This window comes from Novosphingobium sp. NBM11, assembly GCF_015390225.1.
Taxonomy (GTDB): Bacteria; Pseudomonadota; Alphaproteobacteria; order Sphingomonadales; family Sphingomonadaceae; genus Novosphingobium.
In genome coordinates this window covers 734,127-758,935 of record NZ_VUOG01000001.1, presented here as the reverse complement: position 1 = coordinate 758,935, position 24,809 = coordinate 734,127, and the positions used below count along the sequence as shown (strand labels likewise).

General features: G+C 63.9%; 25 protein-coding genes. 2 read left to right on the top strand and 23 right to left on the bottom strand.

What is annotated here, in order from left to right:
- Positions 1 to 112 precede the first annotated feature (112 nt).
- From F1640_RS03605 to F1640_RS03495, 23 genes are all read right to left on the bottom strand, one after another.
- Entirely contained in the window at positions 113 to 1,063 is a 951-nt protein-coding gene (locus F1640_RS03605; RefSeq protein ID WP_037483063.1) for an IS5 family transposase, read from the bottom strand.
- Positions 1,064 to 1,166: 103 nt separating this feature from the next.
- On the bottom strand, positions 1,167 to 4,895 hold the full coding sequence (locus F1640_RS03600) for a conjugal transfer protein TraG N-terminal domain-containing protein (protein ID WP_194921132.1): 3,729 nt from the start codon (positions 4,893 to 4,895) through the stop codon (positions 1,167 to 1,169).
- Between the two features lie 11 nt (positions 4,896 to 4,906).
- Positions 4,907 to 6,352: a conjugal transfer protein TraH gene (locus F1640_RS03595; protein WP_255530204.1), complete on the bottom strand. Its 1,446-nt coding sequence runs from the start codon at positions 6,350 to 6,352 to the stop codon at positions 4,907 to 4,909.
- 52 nt (positions 6,353 to 6,404) lie between these two features.
- The gene (locus tag F1640_RS03590; RefSeq protein WP_194921121.1) at positions 6,405 to 6,938 is read right to left on the bottom strand and encodes a hypothetical protein; all 534 of its coding nucleotides are present in this window, start codon (positions 6,936 to 6,938) and stop codon (positions 6,405 to 6,407) included.
- A gap of 62 nt (positions 6,939 to 7,000) precedes the next feature.
- The gene (locus F1640_RS03585) at positions 7,001 to 7,891 is read right to left on the bottom strand and encodes a conjugal transfer protein TraF (RefSeq protein ID WP_194921119.1); all 891 of its coding nucleotides are present in this window, start codon (positions 7,889 to 7,891) and stop codon (positions 7,001 to 7,003) included.
- 8 nt (positions 7,892 to 7,899) lie between these two features.
- Positions 7,900 to 8,496 carry a S26 family signal peptidase gene (locus F1640_RS03580; protein WP_194917798.1) on the bottom strand — a complete coding sequence of 199 codons (597 nt, stop codon included), beginning with the start codon at positions 8,494 to 8,496 and terminating at the stop codon, positions 7,900 to 7,902.
- Positions 8,468 to 9,289 (bottom strand): type-F conjugative transfer system pilin assembly protein TrbC, encoded by an 822-nt coding sequence (locus F1640_RS03575; protein WP_309229188.1) that lies wholly within the window; start codon positions 9,287 to 9,289, stop codon positions 8,468 to 8,470. The genes F1640_RS03580 and F1640_RS03575 overlap by 29 nt, the downstream gene beginning before the upstream one ends.
- Before the next feature lie 37 nt (positions 9,290 to 9,326).
- Entirely contained in the window at positions 9,327 to 10,334 is a 1,008-nt protein-coding gene (gene traN / locus F1640_RS03570; protein ID WP_255530449.1) for a conjugal transfer protein TraN, read from the bottom strand.
- A gap of 212 nt (positions 10,335 to 10,546) precedes the next feature.
- Positions 10,547 to 12,478 carry a hypothetical protein gene (locus tag F1640_RS03565; protein WP_206694617.1) on the bottom strand — a complete coding sequence of 644 codons (1,932 nt, stop codon included), beginning with the start codon at positions 12,476 to 12,478 and terminating at the stop codon, positions 10,547 to 10,549.
- Between the two features lie 326 nt (positions 12,479 to 12,804).
- Positions 12,805 to 13,818, bottom strand: a complete 1,014-nt coding sequence (locus tag F1640_RS03560; RefSeq protein ID WP_119748572.1) for a TraU family protein — start codon at positions 13,816 to 13,818, stop codon at positions 12,805 to 12,807.
- On the bottom strand, positions 13,815 to 14,435 hold the full coding sequence (locus tag F1640_RS03555) for a conjugal transfer protein TraW (protein ID WP_052192336.1): 621 nt from the start codon (positions 14,433 to 14,435) through the stop codon (positions 13,815 to 13,817). Before F1640_RS03555 ends, F1640_RS03560 begins: the two co-directional genes overlap by 4 nt.
- A gap of 49 nt (positions 14,436 to 14,484) precedes the next feature.
- The gene (locus F1640_RS03550) at positions 14,485 to 14,733 is read right to left on the bottom strand and encodes a hypothetical protein (protein ID WP_182914010.1); all 249 of its coding nucleotides are present in this window, start codon (positions 14,731 to 14,733) and stop codon (positions 14,485 to 14,487) included.
- An 8-nt stretch (positions 14,734 to 14,741) separates the two neighbouring features.
- A complete protein-coding gene (locus F1640_RS03545) occupies positions 14,742 to 15,140 on the bottom strand; it encodes a hypothetical protein (protein WP_194917796.1) in 399 nt (132 codons plus the stop codon).
- Positions 15,137 to 15,478, bottom strand: a complete 342-nt coding sequence (locus F1640_RS03540) for a hypothetical protein (RefSeq protein ID WP_255530201.1) — start codon at positions 15,476 to 15,478, stop codon at positions 15,137 to 15,139. The genes F1640_RS03545 and F1640_RS03540 overlap by 4 nt, the downstream gene beginning before the upstream one ends.
- Positions 15,478 to 18,012, bottom strand: coding sequence for a TraC family protein (locus F1640_RS03535; RefSeq protein WP_194917794.1), 2,535 nt, complete (start codon positions 18,010 to 18,012; stop codon positions 15,478 to 15,480). The genes F1640_RS03540 and F1640_RS03535 overlap by 1 nt, the downstream gene beginning before the upstream one ends.
- Complete coding sequence (locus tag F1640_RS03530; protein ID WP_081988697.1) at positions 18,009 to 18,731, bottom strand: TraV family lipoprotein; 723 nt, start codon at positions 18,729 to 18,731, stop codon at positions 18,009 to 18,011. The genes F1640_RS03535 and F1640_RS03530 overlap by 4 nt, the downstream gene beginning before the upstream one ends.
- A complete protein-coding gene (locus tag F1640_RS03525) occupies positions 18,731 to 20,068 on the bottom strand; it encodes a TraB/VirB10 family protein (protein WP_194917791.1) in 1,338 nt (445 codons plus the stop codon). Before F1640_RS03525 ends, F1640_RS03530 begins: the two co-directional genes overlap by 1 nt.
- A complete protein-coding gene (locus F1640_RS03520) occupies positions 20,065 to 20,835 on the bottom strand; it encodes a type-F conjugative transfer system secretin TraK (RefSeq protein WP_194917789.1) in 771 nt (256 codons plus the stop codon). The genes F1640_RS03525 and F1640_RS03520 overlap by 4 nt, the downstream gene beginning before the upstream one ends.
- Complete coding sequence (locus tag F1640_RS03515; protein WP_194917787.1) at positions 20,819 to 21,457, bottom strand: TraE/TraK family type IV conjugative transfer system protein; 639 nt, start codon at positions 21,455 to 21,457, stop codon at positions 20,819 to 20,821. The genes F1640_RS03520 and F1640_RS03515 overlap by 17 nt, the downstream gene beginning before the upstream one ends.
- Before the next feature lie 7 nt (positions 21,458 to 21,464).
- The gene (locus F1640_RS03510; RefSeq protein WP_194917784.1) at positions 21,465 to 21,731 is read right to left on the bottom strand and encodes a type IV conjugative transfer system protein TraL; all 267 of its coding nucleotides are present in this window, start codon (positions 21,729 to 21,731) and stop codon (positions 21,465 to 21,467) included.
- Positions 21,732 to 21,843: 112 nt separating this feature from the next.
- Positions 21,844 to 22,158: a hypothetical protein gene (locus F1640_RS03505; protein ID WP_194917782.1), complete on the bottom strand. Its 315-nt coding sequence runs from the start codon at positions 22,156 to 22,158 to the stop codon at positions 21,844 to 21,846.
- 214 nt (positions 22,159 to 22,372) lie between these two features.
- On the bottom strand, positions 22,373 to 23,098 hold the full coding sequence (locus F1640_RS03500; RefSeq protein WP_309229312.1) for a DsbC family protein: 726 nt from the start codon (positions 23,096 to 23,098) through the stop codon (positions 22,373 to 22,375).
- A 71-nt stretch (positions 23,099 to 23,169) separates the two neighbouring features.
- Positions 23,170 to 23,448, bottom strand: coding sequence for a hypothetical protein (locus F1640_RS03495; protein WP_194917780.1), 279 nt, complete (start codon positions 23,446 to 23,448; stop codon positions 23,170 to 23,172).
- Between the two features lie 308 nt (positions 23,449 to 23,756).
- On the opposite strand from F1640_RS03495, the gene F1640_RS03490 reads away from it, so the two are divergent.
- A complete protein-coding gene (locus F1640_RS03490; RefSeq protein ID WP_194917779.1) occupies positions 23,757 to 24,188 on the top strand; it encodes a hypothetical protein in 432 nt (143 codons plus the stop codon).
- A 163-nt stretch (positions 24,189 to 24,351) separates the two neighbouring features.
- Positions 24,352 to 24,771, top strand: a complete 420-nt coding sequence (locus tag F1640_RS03485) for a helix-turn-helix domain-containing protein (RefSeq protein ID WP_194917777.1) — start codon at positions 24,352 to 24,354, stop codon at positions 24,769 to 24,771.
- Positions 24,772 to 24,809: the final 38 nt, after the last annotated feature.

The window sequence follows — 24,809 nt, the reverse complement described above, 5'->3', positions numbered from 1 at the left end:
CTCCTTGCGGTGCGCGAATTTGGCCAATATTGTGGATTTTCGGCCTATTTCCGTCGGTATTTGGCTGTTTTCCGGGCCGTTTCCCGTTCTGCGGGCGCAATTATCCTGCAGTTCAGGCCAATTGCTCGCGCATGATGTAGATATTGGCCAGGGTGAGCTGGCAGAAAATCTGCTGGTTGTTCTTGTACAGTCCGCGATAACGGGTCCTGGTGTAGCCGAACTGGCGCTTGACGACCCGGAAGACATGCTCGACCTTGGAGCGGAACGAAGACGTCAGCCGGTTGATCCGGCGCTGTTCATCGGTCAGGGCCTGGCCCTTCTTGCGCTTGAAGGGCGTGGCCCAGACGACGTCGGCTTCGGTTCGATCGGCTTCGAGCGAACGCTCATTGCTGGCATAGGCGCTGTCGCCAAAGGCAATTTCCTCCTCGCCGTAAAGCAAGGCATCGGTCGCCACGCTATCATGCACATTGGCCGATGTCATTTCGGCCGAATGCACGCAGCCCGAAGCCGCGTCTGCGCCGATATGCGCCTTCATGCCGAAATACCATTGATTGCCCTTCCTGGTCTGCTTTATCTCGGGATCGCTCGACTTCGTGCGGTTCTTGGTCGATGGCGGCGCGGCGATCAAAGTCGCATCCACGATCGTGCCCTGGCGCAACAGCAAACCGCGCTCGGTCAAAACCGCCGTCATCTCGTCAAACAGCGCTTTGCTCAATTCATGCTTCTCAAGCAAATGCCGAAACTTCAAGATCGTCGTCTCGTCGGGTACGCCCTCGAAGTCGAGGCTGATCCTTGCAAATTCCCGCAACAGTGGCGTCTCCCACAGCGCTTCTTCCATCGCTGGATCGGACAGGCCAAACCATTGCTGCATGAAATGGATCTTCAGCATCGACCGCAACGGGTAAGGACGACGCCCCCGCCCCACCACCGGGTAATGCGCAATGATCAACTGCTCGAACCGCTCCCACGGAACCACAGCCGCCATCTGATCCAGAAATACCGCCAGCCGCGTCTGTTTGCGTGGCCGTGAAATCCCAATCCCTGAAAAACGACCCTGCTTCATGCGGCCCTCCTTTTGCGAAGAGAATCATTCCATCATTGCCTCTGCAAGGCCTACTCTGCAAGGCCTACTTGCTCAGGGGTTCCCTAGATGATATGAAATAGTTTCATTTATCCCGCCGCTCCTTGAATTTTGGATCACCATCAAACGGGCCGTTAGCGAGATCATCCGAAAATCTGCCGCTGCCTAGGACTGACGATTGCTCGATCGAGGTAAGGGGTCCGGTAATATCGGCTGTCCCACGCGCGGAATCAGCGTCCTCGAGGTACCGGTTCCGCAATCCACGGTCGCCAAGCAACTGATCGGAGAGAACTCGTGTAAAAGCTTGCTCCGGATTGGGCGAGCGAGATGCCGCGCGTTCTGCGGAAGCTACGGCTCCTCTCACGTCATAATTCACTATGTCTAGTGTAGCGTCGGCATTCTCTGAAGTTGTTCCGCGGTCGCTGCCTGCGAAACCTAACGAACCGCCCGCGCCGCCGGAAAGAGATGCCGAGCTCCCTTTTCCGCCACCCTTGGAGGACCCGCGCTGCGCGCTTGCTGAAACCGAAAGACCGACATCGGTTCCCATAGTGGTGCTGTCCTCCGCGCGACGAGTGATATTCCGCGACCATCCGGTTTGAGCCATAATTGCTTGAACATCCCGTTCGAGCGTGTCGGCGACCTGCGGTTTCAGCCGCCAATTCCCCTGGCGGTCCATCTCGAACCCGCCCTTGAGCCAATGGGCCATGGCGGCCTTTCCTTCGGCACCGCCACCGAGGAAATGCTCGATCGTGTCAGGGCCGGCCTGCTTGCCGGCTTCGAAGCGTGTGCTGGTGTCGCTACGCGCCGATCTAGTGAAACCCGTGCTGCTCGACACCAAGAGGTCATTATCGGCGAAACTGAACCGCGCCGAACCGCCACCGGCAATTGCACCATATTGGCTGTCATTGATCAGCCCGGCGCGGCGCAGTTGACCAGCGACCTCTGGCGTTACGTTCATGGCAAGGTCGCCATTCTGGCTCATCGCTAGCTGCTTCTTCGTCATCGTGATGCCATTGGCGCGCAGCAGCCCCTGCATTCGCGTCAGGCGCTGATTGTCGACGATTCGAGACGTACGCTCATTACGCGCGCGATCCGCGATCCCACCGGCGCCGCCGTCAGCCATATCGACCTGATTGCCGGCCGTCCCGGCAAGCGTGCGGATGAAGCTATCGAGCCGCGCAGCTTCGCGCGTCGAGACGCCTGCCGCCTCCGCGCCCTCCGCAAACCCAAAATTGTCCGACTGTCGACGCTCTTCCCCGATGCGCGCCGCGCTCCTCGTACCGTCCCGCCCAACTTCGCGTTGCGCGTCGAGCTTGCCCGCGCGCTCGGCAAAATCGAACCCGGCTGTCTCGCGCGTCCGTCCGTAGACACTCGTTCCCTCGCGTCCTGCTTCCGCGGTGGCCCCATCCGCCGTACCGAGTTGCGTCGACGCATTATAGGTTTCGAGCGCGTGCTCGACCTGCGCCTCATTGCGGCCAGTCGCGCGGGAGAGTTGGGTGATCGCGGAAGAGCGCGCTTCGCCGGCGAGCGCGTTGATAAAGCCGATGCGGCGGCTGGTCTCCTGAACCGACAGGCCAAGCATGCCGGCGGCGTCGCGTTGTCCCTGGTTGGTGCCGGTCCGATGGGCCTGCTCGGTTGCCACGTTTCCGCGCTCGATGCCGGCGACCTTGTTGCCGGCGAAATCGCGCCGCCCTTCCATAGCACCGACCTGGACCTGCGCGGAGGTGATGTCATTGCGGAGCATCGCTTCCTGGTCGAAGGCATTGGCGGTCAGCTTTGCAAAGGTCGGGTCCGCCGAGGCCTGAGCGATGACACCGGACGCCTTCAGCGCAGCGTCCTTCGGCGAGTAGCCGCCTCGCTCGAAGGCCCGCGTCGCGCCCTGCTGCATCATGTCGTAAGCGCGCTGATCCCCAAAGGCGCGCCATTGCACCAGATGCTGCGAGAACGCAGCGAAGGCGCGCTCACCAGCCTGACCGGAACCGAAATAGGTTGTACCCAAAGCCCGGAGCGCGTCCTTCTCGGCGAACTGTTGAAACGCGGCCGTCGTGGCGTTGGCCCTGACTGCGCGTTGCGTCGCAGGGTTGGACAGATCCCCATTGACGAGCGCCGGTGCGAGCCCGCCAAGTTCGCGCGCCGCGTCGATCCCGCCCATGCCGAATGCCGGCACTCCTGGCACCCCGCTGTTGCGCTCACCCAACATCGTGCTCGCCGCGCCGAAGCTGCGGTTGGCGCCAAATGTCGATCGCTCGCCAAAGTCACCAAAGCTCGACGAAGCCCCGCGTCGCGCGGATGTGCCCAACGCGGACGCCTGTGCCTCAAGGGCCGAGGCGCGACCTTCCGCTGTGCCCATAGGCGACGCGGCGGCAGTGCCCTGACCCTGGACGCCGAGCGCGCCGCTGGTGAACGCCGTGAAGACATTCCCCGAGAACCGGAACACCGTGAACACGAACGCGCCCGCCAGGCCCGCCGCCGCCGTGCGGAAGCTGCCGAAGATCGCAAGGGCCTTTTGCGCGGAAGAAGGGGCGAGAAGCCAGGCGTTGGCGCCGTTGGCGTTCGAGCGCATCTCGGCAAGCGCGCCCATCGCGCGCCCAAGGGTAAGCTGGTAAATGCCGGCATCGATCACGCCCCACAAGGCGACGAACACGAACAGCCCAAGCGCGAAGCTCATGACCCGAAGGTTGATCGGCGTCAGGATGAACAGAAGCGCGATCGGGATCATGAACAGCATGATGCCGAATACGACCGCGCGGATCGTCGGCATCCATTCGTTTGCAACCGACATCGTGGCAAGACCGCTCGACATTACGGCGCGATTGGCCATGACCCGGGCCGCTGTTGCCGGGCTATCCTCGAACAGGACGTCGCCCACGGTGTTGCCGAGCAGGACATCTGTCATGAATGCCTGAAGCGACAGCGGAGAGCCCATCATCATGCCGCCCACCTCGCCGAGCTGGGCGCGGCAGCGAGTGAGCTGATTGGCATCGGTCGCGTCGAAGCCCGTCCGCAGGCAAACCTGCCTGGTGTAATCGTCGAACAAGGTCGGATCGGAGAGCCTGTCAGAAATATATTGCCAAGACTCGTCGCAGCTCTTCGTCGTGCCGCCCTTGTCCGCCGCCGTATAGACCGTGCTGAAGGTCGCAGGTCCCGCCATCGCTGCGAACGCGGCTGGCAGATCGGTTGTCGTGCGGAACAACTTGTCATCGTCGATGCCGTAAGCCGGCGACACGCGCGCGACCGGATAGCATTGCCGGACATAGTCCTTGATCGTTGCATCAAGGAAGGTGTCGGTCATCGGGCCACGCGGCGCGACGGCATTGAAGAACAGGTCGAACGTGTGCCCCCCGGCGCCGAACTCGATCTTGGAATCCGGATCGAGCGTGTTGTCGTCGATCGTCTCGACCAGGGCGCGCTCCATCAGGTTGGTCGTGCCGGCGACCAGCACGAGCAGATTGGGGACGCCGCCGACCGGCTGATAGGCGTTGCGCACCTTGTCATAGACGTGGACCGTGCCGGTGGTCGCGATCATACCGACGAACAGGCCGATGCCGACCAGCATCTGAAAGCCGAAGGCGACAAGCCCCATACCCTGGCCACGAATGGCGGTCAGCGTCGCTCCCACCGCAATCCCGACCGTCGCGATCACCACGACCAGCGTCTCGTAACGCGGGTCGGCAAAGATCATCGCGACGAGACGGAATGCATCTACCGTCTCGGCGAAGCCGTCATAGGTGTAGAAGCTCGTATCGACGGCAAAGGCCGGCGAGGCGGCGAGCAATGCGGCGACCGTGACAACGGCGCGAAGGATCCGACGCATCATTGGAGCACCTACTGGTTGCGGTTCGCGGCGGCACCAGCGGCGTCGCGCGCATCGCGATCGCGCTGACGCAAAAGCCCAGCATAGGATGTCGAGAGGTTCGCCTGGCTCAGCGCCGCGAGATAGGACTGACGCATCTGGGCACGCTGGCGGAGGACCTCCTCGCGCAGGTCCCGCAATTGCTCGATGCCCTTGGTGAGGATGCGGGTCTGGCAGATATTGGTACTGGTCGCATTGGCAGCGCCGGCCGCCGTCGTCCCACGCTCGGCATTGCTGAGCGCGAAGTCGATGGAGCGGGTCAGGTCGTTCAGCATCTGATAGGCAAGGGTGAACGCTACCAGCTCATCGGTATCGCTGATGACCGAGCCCTGGACGCCTTGTCGAACGCCCCATTCGAGCATCCGATACACAGGTAGCGTGCTGACATTGGCAACGAACTGGCGTTCGTCCGCCGAAAGCCCACCCCGCGTCCTGATCTTGCCGGCGATCGACTCCATCCGGGTGCGGGCGAGTTCGAGCGCACCTTTGGTGCCGTCCTGGCTGCAATCACCGGCCGTGGGCGGCACATTGAGCGCGCGCTTCTGGACGCGGCCGGAGAGGAAGTCATCGGCGCTTTCCGTATCCTGCTTCGGGCAGGCGGGAATCGCCGAGAAGAGCGGCACCTTGTCGGTCGGGTCCCAGCGCATATAGACGTCGCCGACACGCGCGCGCATCACATCCGCCCAGTCGCCGGCACCGACCCGCGAAGCCGCGTGCGAAAGCAGCGATCCCGTGCGGAAGATGTCGGTCACCTCGGCCGGGCAATTCTGCAGCGCGTCCTTCAGATCCTCGGTCGGGTTATTCTGGTTCGCCTGGATCTTCTCGCGGCTCTGCTGGTAGCTTTTCGCGAACCCTTCCTTCACCGACTTGTAGCCGGTCATCTCCTCGATGATGCCGCTCATATTGTCGTCGCCCTTGGCGATCTGGACCGCGCGGTTGGCCAACCGGCAATCATTGACCTGAATCGAATTCAGGAAGTTGGTCGCCGCCTCCATCTTCGAAATGATGTTACCCATCTTCTCGTCGAGCGTCTCAAGCAGATACTGGAACGCGACCGCGGGGGCCGCCTGAAGAATGCTCTCCAGCTTCTGGACGAGATAGTCGGGATCAAGGAACGACATACCACCCAGGAACATGTCGATGCCGCCGCATCCGGCCTTGATCTTGGGCAGGCTCAGCGACATCAGATAGTCGTTATGGACATCCACACGGCCTGACATGCCACCCGCGGTCACATAGCCGCGCGTCTGATCCTCGAAGCTGCCGGGAGAGGTGTAGGTTGCGTTGTCGAACCAACTTTCCGCCCAGCTCTGCGCATGTGCCGGGGCCGCGGTGCCGCACGCAGCGACGATCCCGCACAGGCTGAACGAGAGAGGGCGAGCTAGACGACGATAGAGTCTGGGAACGGCAAGCGACATGGCGGGCTTCCTCGGGTTCGAGTGAGATGAAAGAGGTGCTGGCCCGCCATGCTCAGCCTCCTCGGTTGGCCGGATTCCGCGGCGCGCCCACGCCGACAATCCCGGTATATTTGGACATGGCCCGAAGGCCGACATCAGGTCGCACGCCCGTCAGCATCTTGACGGCGAGATAGATGTTGCGGGCGAGGTTCAGCGCATGATCGGTGCCGATCGCGATCGGCACGATCCTGTTCGAATCCGCGATCGGTCGGACCCAAACGACCGGATGGCCAACCCAGGGCAGCCCAAGCCGGCCCGAACGGACCATCGCTTCCTGGCCGCCGATCGCAGCGACGCGCCAGCCATATTGCCGGCCAAAGGCCGATAGCTTGGTCCACATATCGCCGCACGGTACGCAACCCGGGCTCGTGCTCATTTCGATGACGAACGCCGGCGCCTGGCCGCGCAATGTATCGGCGAAGTCCGGCGGAAACTGACGGGTCAGCGGAACGCGAGCGAGCCACGCCTGCAGGCTGGCGGTGTCCGCAACCGGGTGGATCGCGGCGCGACGCGCTGCATCTTGCCCTGCCGATGCCGATTGAGCCATCGCTCCCGCCGCGATTCCCGCGACGGCGGATACCATTGCTGCTCCGGCAAGGACACGCCGCGTCACGGCCGCGGACTCCCGCCGGTGTTGACCAGATCGCCCCCGAGCACGCGCGGATCGGTCGCAGAGACCGGCCCATTCGCGAGCGCGTCGAAGAACCCGTCTTCCTCGCCGGCGCCGGTCATGAACTGCTCGGGCCGAATATCGCCGGTGAGCAATCGCACGGCCTGGTACGCCATTTGTGCGAGGTTGGGATAGGCCTCGACGCCGTTTGCGATCACCATCCGCAGTTGGCTGTTCCGCCGGATGATCATCGTCGTCGGCGTCACCTCGACCCCGAAGCGCTGGGCAACCTCGGGCCGGCGGTCGAGATCCATCAGCGTGACCTGCCAGCCCATTTCCTCCTGGAAACGCTGGACGATGGGCCACTGCACCCGACAATATCCGCAGCTTGTCCGGCTGAACATGACCAGGGCGAACTCCGAGGCATGCGCGCGCAGATATTGCCTGCGCGCATCGTCCTTGAACGCGGTCAATTGATCGCGCGCATCCCCGACCATCGGATTGGCCGATTTCGAATTGAGCTCGGGATGCTGAAGCATCGCGATCTGGGTCACGCCGGCGAACGCCCGCGCCTTGCGCCGCGCGAAATCCTCGAGCTTCCAGAAATCGGCGACGGCATCGACCGTAAGCACGGTCGCCGCATAATCGCGCTGCTGCTCGATCAGCTTATGGATCTTCGGCGGCGTCCAGGTCGCAAGCTCGACCATCGGCGGAATCACCGGCTTCACCAGCGCATCGGGATCGGGCTTTTCCTCGGCGGCCTTCGGCGGTGCCTGGTACCACCAATACCCATCCTTGCCGGTCATGGCTGGCCGCTGATCCTGGGCCTGGACCTGGACCGGTACCGAGAGTGTGATCGCGGCAAGAAGAGCCGCGCGCAGGCAGCGCATCCCGGCGATCACAGCAACTTCTCCATTCTGGTCAGCCGGCCGATCGCGACAGGCCCATAATAACGGCTGTCAAACCCGTCCGGATGGTTCGACCCGACATAGGCATAGCCCGATGGGATGATCACACCGTTTGGCTGATAGTGATCGAGCTTCTGTCCCTTGCGGCCGTAGGGCTTGCTCACGCCGAGCAGCTTGCCATTGCAGAAGTACCAGCCGTCCCACGTGTGGCCTCCGAACGACGGCTTCTCGATCATGTCGAGCCGTTCGCCGGGCATGCACAGCGCATATTTGGTGACCGACACCGGCTTGGGCCCGGCGATCGCGTTCGTGAGCATGAACGAGACGAGATCGCCCTTGTGGATCGGCCCCGGATCGGCCCGCACCGCCCATGCGTGTATCGAGGGCGTCATCACCAGCGTGAATTGCGGGATCACCCACCAGGTCGCGAGCCCGATCGGCAACACGATCAGATAGGCCTTCAGCAATTGCTCAGGCTTTGGCGGCTGGCCAAGGCCACCACTGCCGAGCGCGACCGCCGCCCGTATGGGCAAGAACCGCAACTCGGACCAAATCCATTTAGCGAGCGCCCAAGCGAGTCTGAGCATCGCGCACCTCCTCTTTGCCGCCAAGGCGGGCATATTCCTCAAGCAATCCGGAGAGGCTCGCGTCTCCGGACACGATGCGAGCGATCGGCGGACTAGCCGCGTCGCGCTCGCAATAGGGCTGGGTGGGATCGCCCGGGATCATCGCGAGCGCCGGCACCCGCGTGACGCCAGCCAGGCGAAAGACGATCGGGTCGACGATCAATTGGACACCCCGCATTGCGCATGCGGGGCCCGAGCAGCCTGGATCGATCCGCAGGATCTCGGCGGACAGCTTCGCCATGGGTCCAACGCGGGTAAGACCGCCCGGCATACCCCGGAACGCCAACACGCCGCCCACGCGCTCAAGTTGTGCGGCATAGGCCCTCAGCGTCGGAATCGGCATCGACGACGATGCGAACAGGACCGGCACCCAGCCTTTGACTGTATCCGGCGCGGCAGCGCCGGCGACAGCGGCCATGTCAGGCGCGCTGAGGCCCAGCGCCTGGCCGAGCTTCGCGGCCATTGCCTCGCGCTCGGCATCAAGCCCGGCCTGTCCCGTCGCGAACGCTGCGCGAGCACGCGCATCCATCTGGGGTGAAGCAGCATGCCGCCGCAAAGCATCGAAAGCCCGCCGACGGAGCTCGGCCGAAGGCTGAACCGACGGGGCGGGCTCCCCCGTCGTTGCGCGACCCTTTTGCGCGCTGACGGCTTGCTTGAGCCGCTCCATGGCGGCATTGCCTTCGCTGGCTGCCTTCGAGCGCGCGTCGGTCGGCGGTGGGCTCGGCGGCGATCCGGCCACGGTCTGCGCCCGCACGGCCGGGGTTACCCCGAGCGCCAGGGCCAGGACGAGGCTAATTCTTGCCGATCGTCTGCATATACGCATCGACGCGGTCCTTCATATCGATCTGGATGTCGGATTGAGCCCGGGCCTCGATGTCCGAATAATATTCGGAGAGGTCCAGCTTCGAGAAATCGAGCGCCTGAAACTCCTCAGGCGTGAAACCCCGGCACATCGGGTTCTTCGGCGTGCCCCAGCCAATGGAATTGAACGACTTGAGCTGCGGCCGACCCTGCTCCTGGATGATGCGGCCGAGTTTGGTGTTGAAGCAGCAATGCCCCTTGGCCTTCTGTATGCAGATGCCAAGAATCTTCGAGGTGCAGTAGCTGCCGATCTCGTGGCACATGCCTGAGCCGCGCAGCATGCCGGTCTCCATGTCTTGGCTGTCGCATCCCTGGAACAGGAACTCGATGATGAGGTTGATCGCGAGGCTGATGGCGAGCGAGGTCGGGTCGATGCCGATGATCCCCTTGAGCCCGGCGGTGGCCGCCTGACTGGCGGTCGCGCCAGCCTTGAAGGCGGTGTAGGCGGCTTTCATGCCGGTCAGCACGCCCTTGGCGACCGCGATCTTCGTGCTGAGCGAGGTCAGCGACGAACCGATCCCATCCTTGATGATCTTGCCCTTGTCGGCGCAGCAGTTCTGGAAGGTATCGAGCAGGCCGGGCGGACGGCACCGCAGCGCGCGGCCTGAGAAGATCTCGATATGGTCGAGGCAGTTCCCGTCGGCGTCGACCTGGCCGTCATTGGGCACGCCGGGATCGTCCACGACCGGATCGGTGACGACCGGATTGGCGCCCGTGTCGATACAGGCGTCGGGCGAACAGGTCGGCGCGCCGCCGCCAGCCGGCACCTCACAAGCATATTGGTCCCCGAGCGGGCAAGCATAGGTGGCCGGCCCCGTCACCGTACACGCTACTGCCCTGATCGGGCATTGCCAGCCGCCGCTCGCCGTCGCCGCGCAGCTCGCCGTCTCGCCCTCATCGGCCGCATCGCCATTGCCGTTGAGATCGACCGCGCACATTTCACTGGCGCTGGTGGGCGCGGGGCCGGTCGGTCCGGTTGGGCCCGTCGGGTCGGTCGGTTCGATCGGATCGATCGGCTCGACAGGAATGGCGATCACCGCGCGCGCTTGCGGCATCGCGGCGGCGCTCGCCTGCGCATAAGCCGCCGACTGGCCGCTTACAAGCGACAGAGCTGAGACGAGCAGCAGCGATCGGCTGAGGAACGAACTCTTCATGGCGTGGCACTCGTGCAGGTCATGTCAGCGCCGCCGAGCCTGACCGTCTGCATCATCACGACGGCTTCAGGGAAATCGTCGAGGCAACCGCAGGCAGAGACGATTTGCTCGCCGGGGCCGGTCGGGCAGACATTGTCGGCCGAGCAGACGTGATAGAAGGTGTCGATCCCGGTCGGATCATTCTGCTGGCTTCCCATCACACCCGATGGCGCGGCGGCCGTGTTGATCTTCGGCGCCTGGGTTTTGCAGATCGTCTCGCAGGCGGGTACGCTGCCCCGATCCGGAAGGCTGAAAGGCCGGGTCGTAGTGGTGACGCTGCCATCCGCCTGGGTTTGCTTGTCAGCGAGCAACGTCTCGGTCGAATGGTCGATGATATAGGCGCCGCGGCTCAGGTCCGGATCGGGCAACGCCGCGTTGTCCGTCTCGCAGACATAGTTGCGCTTGCGCAGGAAGAAGTCGCGGGTGAGCTGCAACGTGCACCGGTCGGCTCCGAACAGCCAGGTCTGGGGCAGGGGCCTCAGGCCGGTGGCAACGCCGCCCCGGAAGGTCTCAACGCCGTCGACATCCTCGCTGTCGAGATGGCATTTGCTGTCCGCCGCGTACCCTGAACACAGGTCGACGAGCTGCTCCGTGGAACCGCAGCTGTCATCCACCTCGACATGGACATCTGCGAACGCCTCACCACCGCTGCTGACCGCCGCCCGCAACCAGATCTCGTGGTCTCCCTTGGTCAGATAGGGTTTCAGGTCGAGATTGGGGAAAGCGTAATAGGTCTTCTTCAGCTCGCATTTTCCGGGCGGCAGACCGCTGGTTGTCCAGGGCGAGGGTCCCGAATCGACGAGGTTGCCGTCGATCCGCACCTGACCCCAGTCGTCCGCGAACCATTCGACCAGGGATGCTTGCCGAATGCGCGCGGGGTCGGATACGTGCAGTGTCATGCGGAAATCGAAGAGACTGCAGGACCCTCCGCTCAGGCTGTTGTCCGGTGGGGAGCCCATTAGGAAATCGGCAACGTTGTTGGCGGTCCGGCTGGTCGCATAACCGCCGGCGGTGCGGGCGATGATGTCATCGAGTTGTGGGTCGATGACATTGACCTGACGCTCGATCGTGCAGGCCCTGGTCTGCTGCGCTTTTCCCGAACCCGCAGGTGACGCCGCGACCATCTGGAAGATGCTGTTGCCGGCGGCGATCGACGCGGCATCCCCCTGGATGGCGGCCGGGTTGTTCTTATACGCCGTCTGCGCGACGGTCCCGTCGCTCGCGCAAGCGGTCGACTGGGCACCGACATAGTCAATCACCGGACCATTGATCTGTGCCTGCGCCACGCCGATGCGCGGATCGGCGGTAGTGAGCGCGCCCACCATGCCGCCGCCGAGATCGCCCAGCACCGAATTGAGGTTGTTCCAGACGAGATTGGCGCCGCAGCTATTGTTGACGCAGTAGCAACCGGAAAGCTCGGGCATGTCGACCTGGGTCAGCTTCAAGGACTTGGACGAGTCGACATCCCAGCGAAAATACTTGCACTGGTTCCAGGTACCGGGCGCGCAGGAGATGATGCCGTTCGCGCAGATACCGGACACCGGCACGGGCAGGTTGCTCACCGTGTTGAACGTCCCGTCGAAATCCTTGTCTTGGCTGATCCGGACGATACCAATGTCACCGCTGGCCGAGGGCTGGACCAACACTTCGAGCAGGCTCTGCGTCTTCTGGCAGGCGATCGTCGGCGTGAACGTCTTGCTGTTGTCGACGGTCGCGATCGGCTGCCCGCTCATCGCCGGCGTGATCGTGGTGTTGAGTAGCGTATCGCTGTCACCCGTCTTCGCACGCGACGCCTGCGCGGCCGCGCGGGCGCGATCCTCCATCGTCTGGGCATGCGCCATCGCGGGAAGCGCGCTGACGACGAGCAGAACCGCGACAGCTCGCCTCATAGCACGCGCTCCGACGGCCCGTCCTGCCGCGATCTTTGACGAAGGCGGAAACGGTGGAGCTGCCTGGGAGTCCGAAGAACGGGAAAGGCGGGACACCGCCCGGCCTTCAAAAATGGTCAGCGCGGCCGCCGCCAGGACAGAGGCACGGGGGAATGCCATCTGCCGAGCCGGGAGGGAGCCGGCCGCGCTGACCGGGGTTGGAGCGGCACCGCGGGGGCTGTGCAGCGCCGCTCCCACCTCGCTTTGTCCCGGGAGACCCAACGGGTCCTGGCGGGCAGACCCGGCCTGACGTCCGGAACTGACGAGGTGTCCGTGAAACGATCCGCTCATGGCACCGACACTCCGGCGCAGCAGATCGTCTTTTCGAAGAGCATGAATTGGGCATTGTCCTTGCCGGGCGCGTGCTTCGCGCTCGACCACAAGGAACCTGGCCGGCCGATATTGACGCAACTCCCGCCCTTAACCGGCTCCATCAGCTGGAGCTTGTAGCGGGACTTGGTCCAGATCGGCTGGGCCTTGAACGAGCAGCCGTCAGTCGACGAGATGGTGAGCGCGCCGAGGCGGCCCATCATGAAGGTACCGCGCGCGGCGAGGCCAGCCCAGGCTTCGACCGAGTCATCGAAATGAATGTCGCCGGCGATCGGATAGGTCGCACCCCAGCTGCCCATGCACCAGAAGAGCGGGTCGAGAACCTTGCCGGCAGCCGCGGCCGCGCTGTCGGCCATGCAGGCGAGCCCCGCGGCGGGGTTGCCGAACAATATGCCCTCGGGCTGGATGATCGCGCCGAGCGTCCCCGACTGCCAGGTCGGCAGCACCTCGGTGATGAGCGCCACGTCGAACCCGTCATCCTGGAAGCAGGGCAGGTCCGTGAACATGTCCAGCATCTTCCAGACCGGCGAGATATAATAGTGCATCTGCGCGAACATCTTGCGCGTGTTCGTCCCGTCGGCGATCGACGACTGGCTGCCTTGCAGCTTGCCGTGGGTCGGCATCAGGTCGACGCCGAGCGCCATCATGCATCCTGGCTCGGTCACCACGTCGACCATGCGATTGGGCGACCAGAAGGAGACCTTCACCCCGAACCAGAAGGTCGCACCCTTCCGGCAGGCGCAGATCGGACTCGAGGACGACTGCGCGTCGAGCGCCTTGCCGAGCTTGTCGCCCGTGCCGATCTTCACGCCGCCGATAGTGATCGGAAAGATGCACGTCCAGCGCACTTTCGTGATCGGGTTGAACACCGTCCCGGTCGGACAAGACGACGCATGCGCTGGCGAAGCCGGGGACAGCACAAGAAGCAGAAAGGCAGCCGCTATGCTGCGCAACAATGCGAGACGGGTCATCGCGGCGCGCTCCCGGTGCGGTTGAGCTTCACCTCGGTCAGCTCCAGTTTCTGGCCGATCTGCGACACGATGACCGGCGCCACCTCGAGACCGAGACGGTCTTTCACGCGCTGCTCGAGGATGAAGAGCGAGCGGCCAACCTTCTGGCCGAGCGTGATCGGATCGCTCCCGCCACGCGGGCCGGCGGCAAGCAGGATCCAATCTGATGGCGTGGCGGTGCGCAGCGCCCAGCCAAGATCCTCGGGGCGGACGACGACCAGGCGTTGCGGCAGCGACACATAGGTCAGCGGGTTGAAGGTGAAGCCCTTCGGATAAAGCAATTTGCCGTCCGGAAGCTTCACATCGAAATCGAGCGTGTAGAACGGAACGACGCTCCGCACGCGGTTCGCCTGCGCTACGGCCAGCGGAGCGGCCTTCATCGCCGACCAGCTCGCGCGCGGGCCGAAACGGCTGGCCATAAAGGCCGGCAGCTTCTGTGTGCGACCCTCGATTTCCTCCAGGGCATCGGGTTCCGCGATCGGCCAGGTGCGTCCGATCACCGAAGTCTGGGCATGCGCCGCAGCGGTGACAAGCGCGCAGGCGAGCAGAACGATCGTTGTGGCGCCCTGGAACAACACGACACGAATGCGCGCAGGGGTGGTGAAGCTTGCCGCGCCGCCAATAGCCTCATTCATGATGACGACCCTCCGCTCTGCGCCGCCACGGCCGGTTATGGTCTTCGGCGCTGTCGTCCGGCTCGCCGATGACGGCGCCGACGAGACACAGGATGGCGATGACGACGATCGCGCCGACGACAAACCAGTGCATACCGTCCAGAAGCTGACCGCTGCGCAGCACGATCCACGCCTGGATCAGCAACAGCAGCTTGCTGCCGAGCAGCAAACGGATCGAGCCGAGCGACGGCGTCGAGGACAAGATACCCCTCATCGCCGCCACCACCGCGCCATCCGGACGACACCCTTGTCGAGGGCCGGCATGAAGAATGACAGCACCAGGCTGGCACCCAAGGTCAGGACCGCCACCGGCATCGCGATAATCCAGGCGTCACCGACCGTGTCGGGCCGGATCAGGACGCTCGCGACCAAGCCTGAGATGAAACTCTGCCCGACCAGCATCGCACGTCGCCGCCGCACGACGGACGCACGCTCCGCGCCAAGGCTCGCCACATGGGCATCGAGCAGGGCGCGCAGCGCTCTCGCCTCGAGGCTTGTCTCATGCGCCGAGCGCAGCATGAAATCGTACAGCGTCTCGCCCGGACGGCGCGGCTCGATCTCGCGCTCCATCACCTCCGCGGTGCCGTCGGCGAGTGTCACGCGGATCATCGCGCCCTCCATCGACGAAAGGCGGAGATCGCCAGGCCGGTAGCGCCGGACAGGCCCACCAGCATCACACCGCTCGCGAAGCAGGCCGCGCCGACAATAAGCGCACTGCGCACCACCATCGCATGGGGTTGGTTGAGGGCGAACCCGGCTACGAGCACCAGGCTCATCATCATGGCCGCCTCGATCACCATCAGCCGGAACCGCCAGCGGATCGCCGCCGCCTCGGCGCGGATCGCGACGCGTGCTTCGATCATCCGTTCGAGCTGAGCATCCTTGCTGCTGTCGAACGAGGTCAGATCAAAGACCATCTGCTTCTGCGGAGGCTTGCGCTTCAGCATCACGCCATCTCCTCATGCAGGGGCAGTTCTGGGCGAGACCCAAGGATCTCGGCCGGATCGACGCCGGCGAGTTCACACACCGCGTCGAGCGGAGAGCGGCCGGCGCGCAGCAGCGCCTCGAACGCGGCAACCTCCTGCGGCGCGCTGGTGTTGATCCAGTAGGAGAAGGGGTCGACGACGAGCCGGGCGATGCCGAGACCCAGCGGAGAGTCGATGAAGACCTCGCTATAGTTGGGCTTGGAATTGCGCACCGACTTCAGCAGCTCGAGCACGAACCCCGAATAATCGAGGATCTTGTTCTCGACCGCCTTGTCATAGGTGGAGCCCTGGAGGAGGAAGCGGGTCGCGGCATTTTCGAGGATCACCTGGCCGGTGCCGCCGAACAGGATCAGATCGTTCATTGACTGGAGGACGATCCCGAAGCTGCCCTGATATTTGCGGGCGCGCCGATAGCCCTGGCCGAACGCCTCGGCCAGACGTGACAGGTCCTGGCCTTCGGTCTTGGTCATGAACTGCGCGGCTTCGTCGCACAGGACGAAGCGCGGCCGGTCGCGCGCCGAGAGGTACAACTCCTGGGTGACGGCGTTCACCACCACCATGACGATGACGTTGAACAGGTCGGGCATGCTCTTCAGCCGTTCGAGCTCGAGTACCACGAATTCGTCGGCCGAAATATCGAAGGTCGAACGCCCATTGAAGAAATGGCCGTAAGCGCCCTCGCTCGCGAAATCGCGCAGGTTGAAGGCCAATTCCCTCGAGACCGGTATCAGATGATCGACGCGGTCGAGATCCGATGCCGCGAACGCGGGATAGGCGCCGAGCCATGCACGGACCGCATCGATGCCCTCTTCGGAATGACCTTCATCGATCGTCCACTGGACAGCCGATTTCAGGAGATTCCATTCCGAGGTGGTGACACCCTTGCGGGTGGCGGCGTTCGCCATCTCGGCGACGATCGCGACCGCCATCGAGATCGCCGACTGCTTGTCTTCGCCGTCGAGCGCGAAGCCCATGTCGAACGGGTTGAGGACGAGCTTCTCCTCGCCGATGTCGATGTAACGACCCGAGCAGAGCGTGCAGAGCTTGCGATAGCTGCCGCCGATATCGATGATGCGAATGAGCGCATTCTGCGCATAATATTGCTGGCACAGATTGTTGAGCAGGAAGCTCTTGCCGGCGCCGCTCTCCGCCGAGACGATGAAATTGTAATTGTTGATGCGCGGATCGAACAGGTCGAGCGTGACCAGTTGGCCCTTCCGGCCGGTGTAGAGGAGGGCAGGGCGCCCGCCACCGCGAAAGTCGGTCTGGATCGGCGCCATCAGCACCGCAGCCTTCACCGGCATCCGGAAATCGCGCTCGAGCATTCGCAAGGTGCGCCCGTCCGGGTACAGCCCGAACGGCAGGCTCATCGTGAGCAGGATCGGATTGAGATAGCTTTCCTCCTGCATCATGAAGGGCAGGGGTTCGCCTTCCCAAAGCCGCTTGGCGCGCGCCGCCATCTCCCGGGCATGGGCGCTGGTGCGACCGAACACCCAGACGGTCGGGATCACCCGCACGAATTTGGAGTTGCCGGCCTCGTCGAGGATCCAGCCGATCTCCTCGATCTGTTTGCTGACCTCGACCGCAAAGCTGCCGGCGGCCTTTTGCGCAGAGAGCACCTGGGCGCGTTTGTGGATCTCGAACTGCGAATGATCGAACAGGACGTTGAGCGTGTAGAGGAACGGCCCCCCGATCTGGTCGCTGTCCTCGGCCGAACCGCGCATGCCGCCCGTCAGGCGATTGGCCCGCTCGGCGGTGATCCGCCGCGCCGGCGACTTGGGCGTGAGGCAGCGCGCGACCTGGTTGCCGAGGAACAGCTCCGGACCCTCGAACAGCAGGTCGGGACCCGCGTCGATGATCTGCTTGCGGATCGGCGGCGCCGCCCCGGTTGCATCAGGGCTCGACGAGAAAACGCCGGGCGCGGCGGCGAACACACCGTTGAAGATCCGGCGATAGAAGGAGACGATCTCCTCCGGGGGCAGCCGGACGATGCCGAGCTTGGCGAGCTGCTCCTCGATCTGGCGGCGCAGATCGCTCCCCAGCGGACGCCTCGTCTTTACCGACAGGATGGTGCGAAAGTCCCTGATCGGTATGCCGTGCATCGCACGAAGGCCATGTGTCCCCGCCATCAGATAATCGGCGGTGCGCCTGGCCGATGCCTGGATCAGGGGATCGTCGCGGGTCTTGAGATCGAGAAACGCATCGAGCGCCGTCTCGATCAGCGGGTCGGCAAAACTGTGAAGCTGAAGGACCGTGCCATCGGGGAAGTGAATGTTGAGAAGCCCGAGCAGCGCCTGATGCACATGCGCAAACATGTAGGCGCTCGGCACGAGCTCCCAGCCATAGCCCCAACCATCGTCGATGCAGAGGAACGCCTCCTCATCCTCGTCCCATGCAACGAGCGGCAGGTAATCGGAGAAGCGATCGCGCGCGACGCTTTGCCGCAGCTGGGCAAAGCTCAGATCGCCGCCTGTTCGGGAGCCGCGCGCCTTCACTTGCTCTGATCCTTCGGCGCGGGCCCGAGCGTGCTCGAAGCCCTGGGCGTCGGCGCCAACGGACGCGCATTCATGGGCGCTGGCACCAGCGTGCGCGGGTCCCTGGCCGGCGGCGCCAGCGCCGTTGCGGAAATAGCCCCGTCAATCTCACGCTCCTGGACCTGACCCAGGACGGGCGCCTGGGTCGATGGCTGAACCGGATCGACCAGATAGTCGCCGACGACCCAGGCGGGCGTCTCGACGATCGAGAAGACGTAGCGCGGCATGTAGAGGCGGTCAGGCCGCTGACGGTCGGCATAAGGCAGGATCAGCGTGCGAACGGTGCGCGGCGGTTTGAGCATCGGCGTGACCGGTTGGTCGATCAGCCCCTGCAGCTCGCGATAGACGCTGTCCTTGTACCCGAGATAGGCACCCACCGGCGCGGCTGCGCCTTTGGCGGTCATGCCAGACATTGCCGGTGCAGCAGCCTGGCCGCGCAGCAGCTTCTTGTCGTTGGTGACTGCAGGGTCCGACCGGGACGGGCGGCCGGCGACCGCATCCTCATAGGCCTTCTCGGGATGCACGCACTGTCCATGGTCGCTGTTCTTGCAGCTATATTTTTCGGAGTAAGGTGACATCACCGAGCCGAGCGTCGCGCAGCCACCAAGGGCCGCGATCACCGGGATGAGAAGCAGTCGGTGACCGCGGATCGAGACCTTGCATGAAAGGGTTCTGGGCATCAGAATTTGCTCCCCGCCGATGGTTTGATTTCGAGCGTCACGCCCTCCTGGATGACGACGACCACGTCCTTCGCGGCGCCGACCTCGACGATCGGGCCGGCCTGGCGCGCGAGATCGAGATAGAAATCGGTCAGCTTGTCCGAAGATTTGGAAAGGCCGCCCGCTATGCCGGACTTGGCGGCATCGCCGGCATTAAGCGTCCTCACTGTGCCGAGCGCCGAGGTCGACGTATCACCAAAGCTATTCTCGACCGTCTGGGCGATGCCGCTGATGGTCCCTGCGATAAAAGTCCGGGCCAAGGCCGCGCCGGCGCGGGTGACGACCTTGCCCGACAGGCCCTTCTTGCCGTCGGTATCGACAAAGAAGCCCTTGACGCTCTGGTCGACGACCGAATGTTCGTCGAAGTCGACGCAGGAGAGCGTCACGAGCTGGATCTCGACGCGCTCCTTGGCGAGGCTGCCGGTCGCGTTGCCGATGACGAAACAACCGGACAGGTTCGCCTTGACGTCATTGGGGAGCACGGCTGGCGCCTGGACCCGCGCGATGATCGGCTCCGGGTTCGAGGTCGCGTCGTGGCTCGCCAAGGCGTCCACGCCCGTCAGCAGCCGCGCCTTCATGAAACCAGGCGGCAAATAGATCGTCCGAATCTTTTTTTTCGACTCGTCCGACGCCGCGGCCGCATCCTTGGGGACGACCGGCGATGTGGCGGCGCCGATTGCACCCACCACTTTTTCGACCGGCGGTGCCGGCGGAGCGGGAGGTCCCACCGGTGCGGATGGCGGGGCTGGCAAACTATTGTCGCCCGCCGCGCCCGAAGCACCGGATGGCGATGGCGGAAACTCCGGCGCGCCGCCGCCGGGAAGCGCTGGCGGCAATGGCGCGCCGTCCGCCCCTGCGGCCGCGGGGCCAGTGCCTTGCGGCCCGATCGGTGTCTTGCCCTCCTCGATCGCCGTCACCCGGTCGCCGAGCATGGACTGGCCGTCCAGGACCTTTTTCAGATCGCCGCGCAGCTTCACCTCGAGGCTGTCACCGCGGAGGCCCGCGCCCATATCGAGCTTGGAGGCCTCCGGCGCCGCGACGACCGGCTTGTCGGCGGTGCTCGCAGAATAGAGGCCGTAGCCAAGCACGCCGATCGCCGTGGCCACGCCGAATTGCTTCACGCGCAGTTTGCCCGTCGAACTCAGCGAATCCCAGCGCGCGCGCCAGTCGAGCAGCGCCGCACCCCGCGCTTCGTCACCGCCGTCCTGCGCCGCCTGAGCGGCGAGATGCGCTTGGAAAGGGCTCTGCTCACCAGGCCCACCGGCATCCGGTGCGGTCTCTTCTGGTCTCTCGCTCATTGGACAGCTCCCCGGCGAATGATGATGAGCCGCGCGCTATCGCCCGCCTTCAGCGCGATACGATCGAGCGTGACCGCGAAGATGTTCGAGCCGAGCAACGACACCAGGAACTCGGGCTCGGCGAGGACGAGGTCGGCTGACGCCTGGACCAGATATTCGGATGCCGAGAGGCCAGCGCCTTCGATTGCAAACCGCCGGCGTTCATGGAGGCGCGCCGCGGGCAGGGTCGGCAGGACGATGTCGCCCGCGACCGGCGCTACCTCGGCGAAGCTTGCCGGCACGCGGTCCTGCAACATCGACAGCGTGATCGAAACGGCGCGCTCTTCTTCGACGAGCGGGCCGAGCAGATCCTGATTGGCACGGGCACGCTGCGCGGTGCCCGAGGCCAGGATCACGGTCTGCGCTGGGATGTCCGACGGCTCGGTGTAAAGCGGGTAAATCGCCCCATTGCACGACACGAAGAATTCGGAAGGCGTGGTCACATAGGTCCGTGTCGGTGCGCCGTCGCCGTCGACTTCCTTTACCAAAAACTTGATCCACGCGTCGGACCCACCACGCTCGACCGCGATCGCCTTTTCGGCCGAGAATTTGACATCCTCGATCTCGCCGCCCTGGCAGATGATGTGGTTGACGTCGCGATTGGACAGCCGGATCGAGGCGGTCTGATCGGGCAGCGCGGTGATCGTCTGGGCGAATGCCGGCGGTGCCGCGAAGATGAGGCCGGCCGTCAGCAGGCTCGCACGGCTGCGATTACCGAGTTTCGGCATCGAAATTCTCCTCATGCAGGGACGTCAGCCAGAAGCGGCCGTTATCGATCGCGTAGCCAATCCGAAGATTGCCACGGAACTTGCGGATCACGCCGCCGATCACACGGACCTTCTCGACCGGTACGACGATGTCGGTGCTGGTGGTCAGGACGGGCTGATCCGGCCGGATATAGGTCGCGATCGAAAGCGTCGGATTGTCCGAGAGCTCGTCGAGAATGGCGGTCAGGCTGTCGCGGATGCTGTTATAGGCCGAGGGGTGGACGATGCTCAGCAGCTCCTGGAATTGCGGATCGGCGGAATAGGCCGAATAGGTACCCGACAGGCTGACGATGTTGCGCGTCATCGTGCGCAGGTACGGCGCCGAGGGCGCATTTCCCGTCACATAGAGGTCGCCGCCCGTCCCGAACGGCACGATGACCGTCCTCTGATTCTGGTTCGACGTGTAGATCAGCATACCGAGCACCGCGGTGATGCCGAACAGACCGGCTATCGCGAATTTGAGCAGCCGGTTCTCCTCGAAGAGATTGGCCGAGCCCTGGAGATAGCGGTGGATGCCCCAGCTGGCCGGCTTGTCCGCGAGCGGATCCCAATCCTTCGGGCGTGATGTGCGAAAGAGCGCCATGGCCGTTCTACTCGAAGAAGCGGGTCTGGGTCGGACCCGGATAATGACGGAACGACAGCAGCCCCCAGCGCCAGGCGAGATGCGGGATGAACCCGCGCGGCTTGGTCCGCTTCCAGGGGATGAAAAGGAGAAGAGCGCCGATCAGGGTCCACCCGATCACGCCGCCAACGATGACGGCGACAAAGATCGTCGACATGACCAGGATGAATTCATCCGCGCCGAACCAGAGGATCTGGACCGGCAGATGAAGATACTGGGGCAGACGTTCGTCCAACGCTCTTCTCCTCCTGCTTCAAGACAGCCCGAGAGCTCGGGTTGTCATGTCCAGGCCTTGCGGCCTGCTCGTGGGCCGCGCGGGGGCTGAGGCGCCCGCACGGCCGATCAGCTCAGATCACCATCCCGAAAGTCTGGAGGATGGCGTCCGCCTTGATGAGGCAGACCGCGGCGACGATCGTCGGGATCCCGATCATGACGTTCGAGAACAGCCGCGACACGCCGAACAGGAAGGCCGCGACGCCCGCGACGAACCCCATCGGGCCCTTGACGCCCTTGTTCACGACGATGTTGTAGATGTCGTAGCCAAGGTCGCCCGTCGCAGGCGCGGTGAACGCGTGGGCGCCCCCGCTCATCGTTGCGAACAAGACCAAAGGGACGCCGATATTTGCGACCCCGAACACATGCTTGCCGATTTTCCTGATCATTTTGCCACTCCGTGCGCTTGCGGAGCCGCCCGGTAAGATGCCTGCCGACAGCGTGAGGACACGTTGGCGGCCGAGCGGCGTGGTGGACGGCTCCAGGGGAGCCACGGCCGTCGGCATTCCGGCCCGTGTCGGTGGAGCCGAGGCGCTACGCCCGGACCGGCCCCCCGAACGGCCGCCAAAAAGGAGGGGCGCGCGCGTTCGCGCGCGACGATCGTCAGTGCTTCGCATCGGTCTTTGCCGAATGGTCCGCGAGGAATTGCTCGAGCTCGCCCTGCTGGAAGCCCGAGACGAGCTTGCCATCGACGATGAGCGTCGGGGTGCCGGTGATGCCGATCTTTTTGACGGCGATCGCATCGCCCTCGACCTTGGCGCGGCCCGCAGCGCACTTGCGCAGCACCGCCGGCTGCGCGCCGCCGTAGATCGCCTTGAACTCGGCCTCTTTGTCCGGCGAGCACAGGATGTGCTCAGACTTCACCGCCGCCTGAGGGTGAATGCCGCTCACGAAATAGATGAGCCGCCGGACCGGCTTGCCTTCCGCCGCCTTGGCGATCCAGAACTTCTCGAGCGCGCGGCAATAGGGGCATTCGGGATCGGTGAACTCGATCACCGTCGGCGCACCCGCAGGTCCGATCACCAGCGCTTTCGCCGGATCCAGCGCGCCGAGCTTCTTCCGGGCGCTCGCATCCTGAGCCAGCGCGGTGATATTGACGCCGTTCTTGTCGTAGACAGCGGCGAAGAGGATCTGCTCGCTCTCCGCAGCATAATAGATGACCCGTCCGCCTGCCATCGCCTGGTAGATCGGGCCCTTGATCGGCGCAGGTCCGAAGTCCTCGAATTTTAGGTTGATGAAGGTCTGCTGCAGCTTCTGCTGCGCTTCTTCCGCAGCGGCACTGAGCGGCGCCGTATCGCTCTGCTTCGCGGTTGGCGCCGACTGCGCGATCGCGCTCGGACCAAAGGTTATCGCGCAAGCGATCAGCGACAGACGTCGAACCGCCCTGGACGTCGCGCCGCTCACGGGCGGGCACTCGCGAAGCGACGCGTGCTGCACTCGAAGGCATCACGATCGATTTGCATCTGCACGCCGAGCGGTACGGCGGCGCGGGGCGCAGCCGCCGCGGGACCTTCCGTCTTCGTCGCGAGGGCAAAGCCGTCGGCCGTCGCGATAACCCGGACCCGCGGCGCCGATGCGCTGACGGGCGCGGCAACTTGCCGGGGACAGGCCGAAGCTGGCATAGTGACGAGCGCAAGCGAGACTCCGCCCAAGCTGTTCAAGACTATTCGTTTGGTCATCAGACACGCCTCCTCTGTCCGGGAATCGCGTCTGCGATGACCGGGGGAACTTGATCGGGATCGGGCTGGGAGCGTTGAGTTGTCGAACGGTGCTCGCCGTCACCCCAAATCGGGATGACCGCGTCATGAAGTAAGTAATCGTGATGCCGCAATAGGCAGGGCACTGCCGTGCCGGAGGCGGCAATCGCGGACCGCAATCGGCACATCCGTGCCGCAATTTGGGTCTCTAATCGTTCATCACGTGCCCATTTGGGCTCAAATCTCGTCAAGCCATAAGGAGACAGGCACGAGTCGCAGGGAAGGGGAAAATGGGAAAGGCGGGCTCAAGGACCTATAAATTGCGGCTATCGGACCAGGGAATCGACCTGTTCCTCGCGTGCCACTACCGCCTGGCACAGCTTTTGCGCGACTTCATTCCGTATGGGGCGACATTTTCCGTCGCGGTCGCACTTCTCGAACGCATGGATGCCGATGATATCGCGGCCGAGCTCGAGACGCACTCCTGCCTGCAATGCGCGGGCGACAAGACCTGCTTCGTTGGATCTTCAGCGGAACTTGCCGAGATCATGCAACTGGTGTGTGAACGCTTGATCGAATCCGATCGATTTGCGCAGAGCCCGCCATTCGGCAAGCTTTACATCGTTGGCCTTGCTTCATTCCGAACCGCGGAAGATAAGGACCTCGCCGAGGCTTATCGCCGCGTCGCGGGCCGGGGGCCAAGACGAGCAAAGAAAAATTAACGGTATCCAAGTTAGTTAAGCAAACGCACTTCCAGTGTTGCGACCCTTGCCGTCTTCCAATTTGGAAACGATTGGATTTGACCGCGGGCACATTTAACACCAGTTTCTGTCCTGTCGAACTGTGCAAAGGGAGCTTTGAGCAACAGTCAGGGAGAACCTGCACGTGTCGCTTCAAAGCACATCCAGCATTGGAGATGCGACTGTCCTTGCGCAGATCAAGGTGATCTCGGGAAAGTGCATCGAAGAGCGGAGACGGAAAGAACGGAAAACGCAGGAGCAGCTGGCATCCGATGTCGGCATCGGCGTGCGCTGGCTACGAGAGATCGAGTCGGGTAATCCGAAGTCCTCGATCGAGGATCATTTGCGCTGCGCATCCGGCGTGGGGCTTCCAGCCTCCTATTTCCTGATCCCGCTGATGTTCATGGATCATAAGATGGCATTTCCACGGCAATTGCTCCTCGACGATATGGCAGCCCTTGAGGAATACTGCATTCGCTGCATCGGCGACTATTATGTCGATACGATCTCCAGTCGGTTACGGCCGCCAGTGTCGAAATCGTCGCCTCCCGAAGCCGAAGCTTGAGGTCCTGCGGGTCATGGCGCCCGAAGCGCTCACATCGG